Origin of the sequence: Labrenzia sp. R5_0 (assembly GCF_017743835.1) — a bacterium.
GTDB lineage: Bacteria > Pseudomonadota > Alphaproteobacteria > Rhizobiales > Stappiaceae > Roseibium > Roseibium algicola.
In genome coordinates, this window is sequence record NZ_JAGHRK010000002.1 from 1,068,250 (window position 1) to 1,080,844 (window position 12,595).

Annotated in this window: 9 protein-coding genes; all 9 read right to left on the bottom strand. The window is 60.3% G+C overall.

From position 1 onward, the window contains the following. Positions 1-3: 3 nt before the first annotated feature. Positions 4-1,533, bottom strand: coding sequence for a DUF6212 domain-containing protein (locus tag J7447_RS13815; protein ID WP_209169864.1), 1,530 nt, complete (start codon positions 1,531-1,533; stop codon positions 4-6). Positions 1,534-1,767: 234 nt separating this feature from the next. Then, the gene (locus J7447_RS13820; RefSeq protein WP_209169865.1) at positions 1,768-2,955 is read right to left on the bottom strand and encodes a polysaccharide pyruvyl transferase family protein; all 1,188 of its coding nucleotides are present in this window, start codon (positions 2,953-2,955) and stop codon (positions 1,768-1,770) included. Positions 2,956-2,974: 19 nt separating this feature from the next. Next, entirely contained in the window at positions 2,975-4,312 is a 1,338-nt protein-coding gene (locus J7447_RS13825) for a glycosyltransferase family 4 protein (protein ID WP_209169866.1), read from the bottom strand. After that, complete coding sequence (locus J7447_RS13830; RefSeq protein WP_209169867.1) at positions 4,309-6,570, bottom strand: hypothetical protein; 2,262 nt, start codon at positions 6,568-6,570, stop codon at positions 4,309-4,311. Before J7447_RS13830 ends, J7447_RS13825 begins: the two co-directional genes overlap by 4 nt. Positions 6,571-6,576: 6 nt before the next feature. Beyond that, positions 6,577-7,371, bottom strand: a complete 795-nt coding sequence (locus tag J7447_RS13835) for a hypothetical protein (RefSeq protein WP_145903541.1) — start codon at positions 7,369-7,371, stop codon at positions 6,577-6,579. Positions 7,372-7,381: 10 nt separating this feature from the next. After that, positions 7,382-8,638, bottom strand: coding sequence for a glycosyltransferase family 4 protein (locus J7447_RS13840; protein WP_209169868.1), 1,257 nt, complete (start codon positions 8,636-8,638; stop codon positions 7,382-7,384). Next, on the bottom strand, positions 8,638-9,477 hold the full coding sequence (locus J7447_RS13845) for a class I SAM-dependent methyltransferase (protein ID WP_023003326.1): 840 nt from the start codon (positions 9,475-9,477) through the stop codon (positions 8,638-8,640). The genes J7447_RS13840 and J7447_RS13845 overlap by 1 nt, the downstream gene beginning before the upstream one ends. After that, the gene (locus J7447_RS13850; RefSeq protein WP_209169869.1) at positions 9,474-11,684 is read right to left on the bottom strand and encodes a glycosyltransferase; all 2,211 of its coding nucleotides are present in this window, start codon (positions 11,682-11,684) and stop codon (positions 9,474-9,476) included. Before J7447_RS13850 ends, J7447_RS13845 begins: the two co-directional genes overlap by 4 nt. A 99-nt stretch (positions 11,685-11,783) precedes the next feature. Further along, positions 11,784-12,386: a calcium-binding protein gene (locus J7447_RS13855; protein ID WP_023003324.1), complete on the bottom strand. Its 603-nt coding sequence runs from the start codon at positions 12,384-12,386 to the stop codon at positions 11,784-11,786. Between the last annotated feature and the right edge of the window lie 209 nt (positions 12,387-12,595).

The window sequence follows — 12,595 nt, forward strand, 5'->3', positions numbered from 1 at the left end:
GGCCTACCCGCTCACGACAGCGCGGAAGTTGGCGAATTTCGCCCAGGCAAAATCGTTACCGGTCGTTTCGTTCATCCGGGTGGCAAAATAGACATTCTGCCAGACCCCGATCCGCTCGCCTGCAAAGGCGCTCAGATGTGCCGTCTCGCCGTAACTGACGGTTTTCCAGCCGGAAAACGCCTCGCCGACGGACTGTTCACGCTCTCCCTTGAAGAGCGCCTTGGCCGCGCCAAGGTCCTTGGCAACCACAATGGCGAAATCGATATCGGCGGCGCGGCTGTTGTCGATGAACGCCTTGGCAGACATGCGGATCACCTGCGGCGGACAAGCTGCCGGAAGTTGCCCGATGGTCATGCCTTCCGCAGGCGGGTGACAGCCGATGGCGCGTTCCGTCGGCAACGGCATGATCGCTTCGAAATCGAAGGACACCTCATCGGAATTGGCAAGGCTTGCGTGTTCCAGGATGCCCGGGGCGATCGGCATGTCGCGGAAGCCTTCGTCCAGGTTCACCTGTTGCGACTGCGCCGGAATGTAGTTGGCGTGCGGCGGCATGGAAACGCCCGGAATGCCACCCCACACCTGAAGGGCGAGGCTGTTCTTGAGGACCGACAAGCCGTTGGCGGCATCGCGCACATGGAACATTTCCACCGGCTGCAGACCACCGACGGACAGAAGCGGTACCTCGTCCTCGGTCTCTTCAACCTGCATGCGGAATTCCAGCGTTCTGCGCAGGCCCGCAGTCGAGCGCGACAGGCCGAAGATGTTCCAGCCCGTGGACAGATCGCCACTGGAGAAATGCCAGGTATCAACGATCCTCTGGTCCTCCAGCGTCATCAACTGGGCACGCAGCTTGATGTCGGGACGGCTGCCGGTCTGTTCGACATGCACCGCCACTCCGCTGACACCGGAACTGGGCACCGGCAGAATCTGGCTGACACCATCGACGGAGGCACTTGCCAGCACATTCGGATTGAGCGGGTTTTCGGCCGGTTCGTTGCTGAACAGGAGATCCAGCGGCTGCAGACCATGCCGGTTGAGGAACGCTTCAAGCGCGGCAAACCGGTTCTGCAGGTCGTCGTTCAGGCTGCGAAGTGTCTTCAGCTCCTTGCTGGACAGAACCAGGCGCCGTGCACCCGATTTCACATGATCGGCAACCAGCCCGACCATCGAGGAAACAGCCTCCACTTCACCGCCACGACCCCAACCGATAACCGGTGGCAACTGAACCACACCGCGTTGCTGCATCCATTTGTGCAGTTCGTCCTTTGCATCCATTGCAGCCGGATCCACGATCATGGCCAATGGCAGAAGCGGCGCTTCCGACACCTGGTACCGACCTGCGCTCTCGTCGGAAAACAGGGCGAAGTCGTCCTCGACACCCTCGAACCAGACCGTCTTGACCGCCTCGAGCAACGGCCCGGGAATGTCCTGCCTTGATACGCCCACGACGATCAAGGTCAGCTCCTTCAGCAGCAGCATCTCACGCGTAGCGTTGTGAACGGGAAACGTGTCTTGTGTAGCCACGACTGTCATGCAAGCCCCCATCTGAACTGTGAAGCGTCCCCCTGCCGGAGATCCGCTTGCTCAACTAATATACATGCACAAGATTTATGTTTGTTTGTGACAATAATGCGGCGCAACATAGAATTATGTAAATATATTTATCTACTTATTGCTTTTCACAAAATATAGATGCATTTCTATCGCAATATTACTCAAATAATACGAATAAAATACTTCAAAATTCGAAATGATATTCTTATCAAATCACATGAGAGCCACCACCTTCCGCTGCTGCACCGGCGCACGCTCCCGCATGACATGCGGCACATTGTTTTCGCTCAGGAAGTCACCCATGGCGTAATAGGTGGCCTCATAGGCCCGGTTGAACCGGTCAAAGAGGCCCTGATCCCAATAGTCGCTCAGGCGGAACACCTTCTCGCTGAAGACGTCGAAGCTCGGGATTCGGAACGTCTCCGCAAATTCGCGCGTGCGGCTGTCGTAGGTGAAATAAAGCGCCGGGACGCCATTGGCCAAAGCCATCAGGTTGCCATGGAGGCGATAGCCGAGCACCAGGTCGCAGGCTTTGACGCAGGCATCATAGTCCGCAACAACGTCGGAATAGAACATGGAGTTGCGGTAGAGGCACTCGATGTCGTCGTCCAGATACCACTCGCCAACCCAGGCATTCTCCCGAAGCGAGGAGATCGCCTGGTCCTTTTGCGCAGGCGTTCCAAGTACCAGCTTCTTTTCCTCCAGCTCGCCTTGCGCCATCAGAACGGTATCGAAGCGTGCCGCAACCGACTTGATCAGGTCGCGATGGAACGTGAGATACTGCCGGATATCCCTGGCGTATGCCGGCGACACTTCGCGCCGCACGGTCAGGCCGACTTTCCGGATACGGTCGATCTCGGGCAGCGTGATCCTCAGACCGGGTTCGTTGTGGCGAAATGCCGTCGGGCAACCGATGATCCGCGTGTTGGAAATTCCGATGTCTTCCAGCACCTCGGCGGTGTAGGCACCGCGAACGCCGACAGATGTCGTCGAACCTGCAATCAGGCGCAGGACATTCTTCGTGGCATCCGACAGCACAAGCTTGCCGTCCACCGGCGCCTGGGCACCAATTCCGAAAGCCAGAACCGGAAGCCCGAGCCGGCGCAGCACCTGCTCCGCCATTTCCCAGTCCATCTCGCCGTGAATGTAGTTGGACCCGCGCAACACGACATAGTCGAATTCATCCCGCAACCGGTCGACTTCCGCCGGGTTGAATTCACGGATCGTCAGGGTTTCGAGCCTGTCGTACTTCAGCAGTTTCAGCGAGGAATCGAAAACGAAGGCATCGCCGATATTGTGATAGTGGTTCAGGTTGCGCTGAATGTCCTGATGGCTGTACCAGCGGACATTGTTGTGATCGTAGACTTCGCCGGACGGTATCATCACCAGAACGCGTGTCATTCCATATTCCTTTGTCTTCTCAGGCGCTTTGCTTGAGGGTACCGGGACGAGACGCGAGGCCGCCATCTAGAACCTCGCGATAAAGGGTCACGTGCTCGCCGGCACTTTCGAGATGCGTTTTGGGTGGCTTGATGCCCGTCCGCAGACGCTGCCACAGACCCGGATCGCGCAAGGCCTCCGCCATGCGGTCCGCCAGGTCTTCCGGGCTTGCCGGCCGGGCATGCAGACCGTCGACCTTGTCGCGAACCTTTTCGGCCATGCCACCGATGCCGCTACAGATAACCGGACGCCCATGGAAGAACGCTTCCTGGATGATCACAGGTGAGTTCTCCCACCATACGGACGGCATCATCACCCAGTCCGTTTGCCGGATCAGCGACGGCATATCCTTGTTCTGGTAGCTGCCGGCGAAACGCACGCGCGATCCGGCCGCTTCCAGAAGCTCTGAAATTCGACTGCGAAACGCTTCGGGCTGACGTTCCAGATTGCCGCCATGAATGGTCAGCGTGGCATCTTCCCCCCAGATGCTTTCGGGAACTCGCTGGACTGCATCCAGAAGTACATCCACCCCCTTGTAGGGCGTCATCTGGCCGAAGAACGCGAAACGGTTCCGCCGGCCACCGGCTGCCACGGAACGTTGCGCCGCCTGTTCGCTCACGTTCAGGCCGTTTTCGATAACGGTCATCTTGTCCGCCGGCAGCCCCCAGGCGACATAGCGATCCGCCAGGAAACGGCTGGGCGAGATGTAGCCATCGGCAAGCCCGAGCATGGACTTGATGAACTGCCGCCGGCGCAGGAAACTGGCCGGCGAAATCTCCGGAAAGCAACCGTTGCAGGCAATCGGCGTGGCCGCCTCGCAGAGTTTGTGGCCACCAGCTTTGACCATTTGCCCATGATGATGGCAGATGGACAGGAACTCGTGGAAAGTCACCAGAATGGTGGCGTCCGGCAAGGCGTCGCGCACCGTGTAGAGTGTCTCTAGCCCGAAGCCGATGAAATGATGGAAATGCACCACGTCCGGACGCAGGGTGCGCACAAACCGCCGCAGGTCTCTGTGCAGGTCTCCGGTGTTGCGGTTGGACACCAGGAACGGGTCGTAGTCGTCAGCGTGAAAAAGCAGCTCGTCATCGGCGTCATCGACACCCATCAGCGCGGACTGGCCGTGCCGCGGATAGCCGTCACCAACCCGCGCCAGGAAGAACGATTGTGTTCCCGGCAGGGCCTTCAGACCCTGGTGCAGATTGTAGGAAGCCACTTCCGCTCCGCCGAGTGACAGTGTCGGATGGCCGTGAGAAATGACGAGCACGCGCAGAGCCGCGGCCTTGGAAGGTGTTCTTTCCTCGTGAGCAGCCGTCATCGGATATCCTCTGCCAGGTCAGCAAGAAACGGAGACCAGGTTCGCTCGAAACTGCGGCGATCGAGTTCTGAAACCAGTTTTTTCCAGGACCGCTCTCCCGGGCGACCGTCCTCGGCGTGGATCATCTCCACCTGAGGCACCCAGAGCGAACCGATGCCCGACAGTTTCAGCCGCAGGGCGGCATCGAGCCCTTTCTCGTCCGTGCCAAGATATTTCCTTGAAAAGCCTCCCGCTTCCGCCAGGGCCGATCTCGGCAGCACACAGCAATCGAACGGTGCCGCGGCAACAGGGCTGACATCTGCGCCATGAAGTGTCCGGCGCGGGTAACCGAGATAATGCTGCTTCAACAGATAGCGGCCGTCTTCCGGCTCGATCCAGGCGCCGCCCCATCTGATGGTTTCGTCTTCATAGAGCAGCGTGGGCGCTGCAATACAGGTAGCATCCTGTGCCTGAAACGCCGCAAGCAGCGGCTCCAGCCAGCCCGGACCGCGCGGCAACACGCCGGAAGACAGACAAACAACCGTCTCAGCCGGTGAGGCCTCGACGCCCGCCTGAAGCGCATCGAGCGCGTCCTCGACGTGGTCCGCCAGCACCAGGCGGACGGCGAGACCGTAGAAACCGGCAAGTTGCCTGAAGTCTTCAACCTGCTCCAGCGCGTCACCCTGCGAGGCAACCAGGACCACCGGCGCGCTCCGCAACAGCGGATCAAGCGCACACAGCGACAGCAGGACACGTGATTTCTCGAAATTTCCGTCGAGACCGATCACAAGGGCGAAAGCGGCGTTTTCATCCACTACCCCGAAGTCGATCGTCTCGACGATGGCTGGTTCGGGCGCATCATTGGCCTGCAACACCGGCAGAAGATGGCGCTCCAGAAAATCAGGACGGAATGCCGTTGCCGGATCCAGCCCGGAAAGAAGTCGCCTTAGCGCGGAGCGCGGCGAAGCCCTGCCAAGCGCCAGCGGAGCAAAGGCGGACCTGCCATCTTTCAGCACGATCTCCAGATACGTACCCTCGGTGCCGGCCATTTCCTCGGCAGGTACATGAACAAGGAACCCGTGCCGTTGCAGTGCATCCGGCCCGTTCAGAAAGGGTGACAACGTTTCGAAAGCGCTTGTCACGTCGGGCCGCAGCTGCGTCGTCCAGCGCGTGTCGAGGCGACAACTCATGCAGCCCGAACGCAGGAAGACCGTTTCGACACGGTCTTCCGGATTGAGCAGCCAGCCCGACAACAGGACGCCGGCCCGATCCAGTGAAGCGCTGAAATCGATACCGACACGAACCGGGACGTCGAGCTCGCTAACCGTTTCCCGGCCATCGAACCGCCGGCCCGCCAGCTCCAGCCGGGCCCTGCCGTCACCCGCGGGGGAGAGCTTCGGCAGAAGGGCCCGTATGTGGGAGGGAAGAGCCCGGGCCGGCGGCATCGTCCTGTGTTCATGAACCTCGACCACGCTCCATCCGGCGCGGCCACGGAAGAAAACCTTGCGAAGTTGCGCGGTATCAAGACTTCCCTCGACCTCGAGCAAACCGGCAAAACCATGTGCCTTGCCACCGGTGTCCTTGCGCTCGAAAAGACTTCCGGCCAGCTGACCGAGTTTCAATGCGCCGTCGAAAACAAACACCCGGCTGGTTCCCACCGGCATGCCCTTGGCCCACCCCTGGAGGTAGATATCTCCGGCGTCGAAGACACCCAGAACCTCGATGAAACCGTCGCGTCCTGCGACAGCATCGACAAGTCTGGCGGCCGTCTGCATTGCCTGAGGTGTGGTTCCCGCGCCAAGCAATGCCTGGACCAGGCCGTCAACGATATCCGGCACCGATTGAGGTGACAGCTCACCGACACTGTTGAGGAAGCTCTTGAGATCTTCTGCCTGGTGCCTGACGCCATAGGGGTAGGCATGCCCCTGGCTGCGGATCGTCACCCGGTCAGGCCGGGTGGCAGAACCTGGCACCGGAGACAGGATTGCGATGAACGGACGTTTTTTGCCCGAAAGCCCGTTTCCGGCTGGCAGCACCGTCACCGTGCAGGGTACGACCATCTTCGGGTCTTCGTTGAGGATAGCCGGCACCCCGCCGGCAAAGGCTTCCCCCACCCCGGCGATCAACAGCGTTTCGCGGTCGAGGTTGACGTAAAGAACCGAATGACCGTCGAGTGGAACCTGCACCCCTGCGCTCCCCTGCGCCTTCAGCGCGGGTGCCTGCCGCTCCGCTCTCGCGGGCAGCTTCTTCACGCCTTCCAGGGTGACGACAGGCTCCATCGTTGCTTACCTCCAGAGACCGCCTGCGGCGGCAAACAGCATGCCCCCGACAAACCCGAGAAGGATCGCCAGCAGCAGGATATGAACCTTGAGGTTGTTGCGGCTCTTTTCTCCAAGGACCTTCAACCGGTCATCGAACCCCTTCAGCGTCGTATCGAAACGCAGCAGGAAGACTTCCAGTTCCTTGACCTTCTGGGAGAGGTCGCCCTGGCCGTTTTTCAGAAGGGACATGGCTTCGCCAAGTTCGCCCTCGTTCGATGCCAGCGCATCGATCCGCTGCACCGTCTCGCGCAAGACCGCCGTTGCATCACGCTGGCCAACAGCGCTTTGGCGCTGCGCCACGATCAGCCGGTCGACTTTCTCCATCACCACTGCCAGAGGCATGGCGACGGCAGCTTCCGCGGCGCGTTCTTCTGCGCTCGGGCGCGGCAGCTTCAGTTGCGCTTCCCCCTTGGGGGTTTCCGCCACAACAGTCAGACCGCCAGGTGCTGCGGCAACGGCCTGGGGCAACTCGATGTCGAACGCATAATGGCCGTCGCCGATGCCGTTGCGCTTCAAGTCGATGCGCTGGGTTTCGGCAACCTTGCTGAGAACTCGCTCACCGTCGTGGAAGACGTGGATGGTCATGCGGTCGCTCGGGCTCGACGCATCCCAGGCCCAGCCAAGCAGCCGGCCGTTTTCGAATGCATCGACACGCCCCTGAAGCCGCGCGGAAACGGCTTGTTCCCTGGCCTCAGCAACAGCTTGCGGCGGCTTGGCGTCCGATCCGGGCTTTACCTGTTCAAGAGGGGTTACACTCATTCCGTTTTCCTCAGGCAGCAGGTTCACGCGCCGCGGTTTGCGGGTCGGCAAACAGGCGCAGATATTGTTCGGCAACAGCGCTGACGGACGGCGGCTTGCGGATGTTGGCTGCAAGTTTCCGGTACTGCGCGGCATCTCCGGCAGCTGTCGCCATCGCGATTGCAAGGCCGACCGGATCGTTCTTGCGCACATGCAGGCCATCGACGCCGTCCCTGACGGCCTCGGCCATGCCGCCGACACCGCTGGTGATCACCGGCCGTCCGTGCTGCTGTGCTTCTGCAATGACCAGCGGCGCGTTTTCCCACCACAGAGAAGGCACGACGACCCAGTCGACGGGTTCCATGAGACCGGCGACATCATCAGGTTTGTAAGCCCCCAGGCGCTGCACTCTGGGTGCGGTTTCCTCGAACAGCTTTTCGATGCGTTTGACGAATTCCTGGTTCTGGAAGGGAGCACCGCCATGGACCCGCAGCTCGAATTCCATGTCCTTTTCCACCAACAGCTTTGCCGCCTGCAGCAGAACCTCGACACCCTTCCAGGGGGTCAGGTTTCCGAAATAGCCGAACACGGTTTTGGGCGTGTCGTCAGCCGACCGGCTCTTGGCCGGTACCGCGTCCGGCCTGCCATTTCGAATGATCCTGATTTTCTCCGGCGGCAGGCCCCAGCGCACATAGACGTCACACAGAAACGCGCTTGGAGATACGAACTCGTCGACGGCTTCCAGATGCGTCTTGATGAACCGCTCGCGCAGACGCATGTCGTTCGGCTTTGCTTCGGGCAGGCACTTGCACAGTCCTCCCGACCCAAGCGCGGCACAAGCTTCGTCCGGGCTTTTCATCAGGACGCCGTCGTTGGCGCAGATCGCGTAATAGTCGTGCAGCGTCATAACGATGCGCACGTCGGGCAGCACCCGGCGGATAAGAACCGGCAGTTCGACACCGAACAGCAGCAGATGGTGGATATGGACCACATCCGGCCGGAAGCTTTCCAGCAGTGTCCGCATGTCCGGTACAAAGGCTTGCAGATCGATCTGGCTCATGTTGAACCGGTCGAAATGACCAGCCCACATCAGCAACTCGTCACCGCTGTCGCTGATCGCCTGAAAGCTGGTACCCGGATGCGGCTCGCGGTGCAGGTGGTTGGTCGCACCCACAAACAGCGACTGGTGCCCGGCCTTGCGATAGGCCCTTGCCAGGTCAAGCGCGACCGTCTCCGTCCCGCCGGGGTGAAGATCCGGATGATTATGCGCGAAGACAAGGATCCGCATCAGGACACCCCCCGCGACGTTTTCACGGCAACGAAAAAGTCCTGGTAATGCGGAGCCCCGTTGCCGCCGCGCCAGTGCCCGAACCGTTTCAGGGCGATTTCGAATCCTGCCGTCTCCAACGCCCTGTCGAGGAAACCATCATCGAAGGCGACCGCTGCGAGCGGCGCTTGCGGGTTGCCGTACCAGGCAGGCCCTTCGCCGTCGCGTCGGAACACGACACGCGGGATCAAGCCTTCGCCGCGGTCCGGCGCAATCACGAAAGCCGACAGAAACAACCTGCCTCCCAGCTCCATGAGGCGCGAGATTTCGCGGAAATAGGGCAGGATCTCTTCCGACGGCAGATGGGTGACCACCGATGTCATGATGGCAAAATCGAACGAACCGTTGGCGAACGGCAGGGCAATCTCCGTGCCGCGGATATAGCCGTCGGGATTGTAGAGAGCGTTGGCGATATCGAGATGCATGAACCGGAAATTGGGGTAGACCGACCCGATGTTGCGCGTGCACCATTGAATGCCCGCCGATGCCGGATCGATACCCACATATCGGGCGGTGTCCGGATCCAGATACTGGGTCAGGGGCACTGCCATCCGGCCAATGCCGCAACCGACATCAAGCACCCGCTCATGCGCGCGCAAGCCCCCAAGGTCGATAAAGTGGCCCAGAAACTCCGTGCCGATGGCAAGATAGTCACCATCTCCGACGAAGTTGTCCTCGCTCGGGGGAACCGGCAAGAACCTGTTACGGCCGATGTAACCTTGCAGGTCTGCAATCCGCTCACTGCCGAGTGGGGATGTGACCAGACTGGTGGCATCCTTGATGAGAACCGGCGAATTCATGCACTCAGCCCTTTTTCACGCCGCTCCGCAGCTTCCATCAGGGCAACGATGTCGTCCTGCCAGCGGGACTGGTGGAGCCAGCGATTGTATTGAGAGGCGACACCGCGCGTGTAGTCTTCGTTCTTGCGAATGGAAACACGCTCGAAATGGTAGAGTTCGACGTCGCCCAGATAGTAGATCTTGCGATTCAACTTGCGGAGTTTCAGGCACAGGTCGCTGTCTTCGTAGTCACCGACGATGAAGTCCGTCGTGAACCCTCCCACCGTCTCGAAATCGGCTTTCGACAGAACGAGGCAAGCACCGGTTACCCCCGGCACCTCGCGGGAGGTGCTGGCTTCCGGAAACTGACGCGGGAAACCCTTGTAGTAGTGATGGTTGAACCAGCGGCCCTTGTCGTCCTGGATAAACTTCAACCCGGCATGCTGAATGGCGTTGTCTGCATAGAGCAGCTTGCCGCCTACTGCCGCGACCTGCTCGTCCATCATCAGGCTGGCACAGAGCTGTTCGAGCCAGCCGGCCTCGACCGGCACGACATCGGAATTGATCATCGCCAGATAGCGCCCGCGCGCCGCTTCCGCACCTGCATTGCAGGCAAGCGCATAGCCGCTGTTGCGTTCCATCACGACGAGTCGAACGGGAAGGCCATAAAGAAGATGGAACCCGGCGAGCAGGTCCTCCACATGGGTTACCTGCTCGGGAGAGTCGAGCACGAAAATCACCTCGGCGTTCTCCGCCAGCCAGCTGTCGGCGGAAAACGCTGCGAGCTGCGCCTTGATGAACTCGAACACCTTGTAAAGCGGGATCACGATCGACACGGTCGGATCGGCAAGCGGTTTGCCGAACAGAACTTCGGACGGTTCACCGACTGATTGCCGGAAACGCGACTGGATATCGGACAAGACATTCGACAGGCATGTCGCCAGAACCTCGTCGCTCGCATGGCGCGGTGTCACGACGGAAAGCGCCTTCGCCCTCGTGTCGGGAATGTCACCCGGCTGCGGTGGCGGCACCAGCAGTTCCCGCTCACCCGATGCCAAACGGACTTCGAACCGGGGCTGCAGATTGTGTTGAAGCGCCCTGCCGACCGGCGCAAACGCGACAAAGCGCTTTATCGCGTAACCGCCCTGGGTTTCCGGCAGAACGCCATCGAACGTGTGTAGCTCAAGCGCAACCGGACCGGCGTCACCGGCAAGAATATCGAGCCCCTGATAGACGCGGGCGGGATCGCGCAGCCAGCCACCGACCAGGACACCGGCTTCGCAGGCGACAGCGGTTTCCACTGCACAGAAGGAGCCGGTCTCTGACAGCGAGCCATGACGGCGCGCCGGCAAGGGATCGCTCACCTGCAGGTCCCGTATGGCCGCACGCGCCTCATCGGATTTGGCGCCGACGTCCGACACCAGGTAGTCCCGCACTTCCGGCAGCTTGCGCGAATTGGTAGCCCACCATGCACCGACAGTGCGCTTCACGTTGTCGGTAGCCAGTTTCCGGATCGCCAGACCCCAGCTTCCGGACAGCACCAGAAAGCCGTTGGCAGGCGGCTGCGGCATGTCGACGGCACCGAGGAACAATCTGCTCTTGCCGCCATTGTAGGGCGTGTTGCACGTTCCGCTGTCCAGCCGCAGAACCCCCGTATCACCGATCACGACCGCCGTTTTGATGTCGGTGCTGTCGCTGTTGATGAGGGTTTCCAGCAACCGGACGGAACCGATGCTCGCGACAGCATCCACAACCGGCGGCGCATCGTTGACGGAGCGCAGCAGCTCTCTTGCAAAATTGACGAAACTGCGGGAACGCCCCAACCGGAACATGCCGGACCAGGCGCTCAGGAAAGTCGTGACGAAAACGGCGCAGGCGGCCTGACTGAGGCCGTTGGTAATGGCAAAGGCATCGGCGGCAGGACCAGGCTTCGCGGCGTCGACAGAAAGCGTCGCCTCGGACCCGACCGCGCCGGCGCTCAACTTCAGACTGAGCCTGGTTTTTTCCTTCAGCGAAACAGCCCATACGACACGCGACCGGCCATCAAGCCGGTTCAGCCGGACACTCGCAATGGAGCCGAAGGACTGACCGCCCTGCTCCACAAGCCGGGGCGCAGCATTTACCTGATGCGCCGGATCCCAGACAAGAAGAAGAACCTCCGGCGTAAGTTGGAAGTAATGCGGGGACTCAAAGTCCGCCTCGGCGTATTTGCCCAGGGTCTCGAGCATCTTTGTCCATCACTGTTCTAAGGCCTGAGTTGCGGACGGCCACAGGCCAAAGGCCGGTACCCGGGCACACGGACGACCGCGTGCCCGGGTGCGGGATCATCAGGAAACGACGATGTAGCCGTCAGGATTGTCCTGAAGATCGTCGGCATCGACGTTGTTGAGCGTGACGGTATCGCCGTTGCCGAGATCGATAACCGTGTTGTTGCCGACCTGGGTCGCCCGTGCGGCGACATCGGCAGCAGAGGAAACGCCGGTATCGTTGATGTTGCTCGAGATCTGCACCAGATCGCCGACCTGGAAATCCATGACGATGTCGTTGCCGCCACCGCCGGAGAACACGAAGACATCGTGGTCGCCACCACCGAACATCAGATCGTTGCCGGCACCGCCGTCAATGATGTCGGTTCCTTCGCCACCGAAAATGATGTCGCCGCCGGCACCGCCTTCGATGTAGTCGGAGCCGGCTCCGCCAAAGATGGTATCGCTGCCTTCACCACCAAGAATGACGTCTTCGCCACCTTGCCCGAAAATCTTGTCGGCACCCTCTCCGCCGACGATCAGATCTCCACCTCGGCCGCCGAAGAGGAAGTCGTCCCCTTCATTGCCGAGCAGAACATCCGATGAGCCCAATCCGAATATGAAATCCTGAGCATTGGTACCTTGCAGGAAATCCTGAAAAGCACTGCCTTCAATCGTGGCCATGTAGCTAACTCCTGAAGTTCGCCTCGTTACATTTGACGCCCCGCGAACCGCGGCACACCGCACTGCACAAACCCCGTATTTTTGCAGCGCGAGAAGTACAATACACAATTACTAATCTCTTCAAAGGGACGAATAGTGAAAAAAATAAGGCAATATTTTGAAGGAGATAAACTAATTCTACTTTTCATTTAATAGTAGTTCGAAAATAC

Bases quoted from the DNA above. Each gene is read 5' to 3' on its own strand.
- J7447_RS13815 (WP_209169864.1), bottom strand. From the start codon at position 1,533: ATGACAGTCGTGGCTACACAAGACACGTTTCCCGTTCACAACGCTACG.
- J7447_RS13820 (WP_209169865.1), bottom strand. From the start codon at position 2,955: ATGACACGCGTTCTGGTGATGATACCGTCCGGCGAAGTCTACGATCAC.
- J7447_RS13825 (WP_209169866.1), bottom strand. From the start codon at position 4,312: ATGACGGCTGCTCACGAGGAAAGAACACCTTCCAAGGCCGCGGCTCTG.
- J7447_RS13830 (WP_209169867.1), bottom strand. From the start codon at position 6,570: ATGGAGCCTGTCGTCACCCTGGAAGGCGTGAAGAAGCTGCCCGCGAGA.
- J7447_RS13835 (WP_145903541.1), bottom strand. From the start codon at position 7,371: ATGAGTGTAACCCCTCTTGAACAGGTAAAGCCCGGATCGGACGCCAAG.
- J7447_RS13840 (WP_209169868.1), bottom strand. From the start codon at position 8,638: ATGCGGATCCTTGTCTTCGCGCATAATCATCCGGATCTTCACCCCGGC.
- J7447_RS13845 (WP_023003326.1), bottom strand. From the start codon at position 9,477: ATGAATTCGCCGGTTCTCATCAAGGATGCCACCAGTCTGGTCACATCC.
- J7447_RS13850 (WP_209169869.1), bottom strand. From the start codon at position 11,684: ATGCTCGAGACCCTGGGCAAATACGCCGAGGCGGACTTTGAGTCCCCG.
- J7447_RS13855 (WP_023003324.1), bottom strand. From the start codon at position 12,386: ATGGCCACGATTGAAGGCAGTGCTTTTCAGGATTTCCTGCAAGGTACC.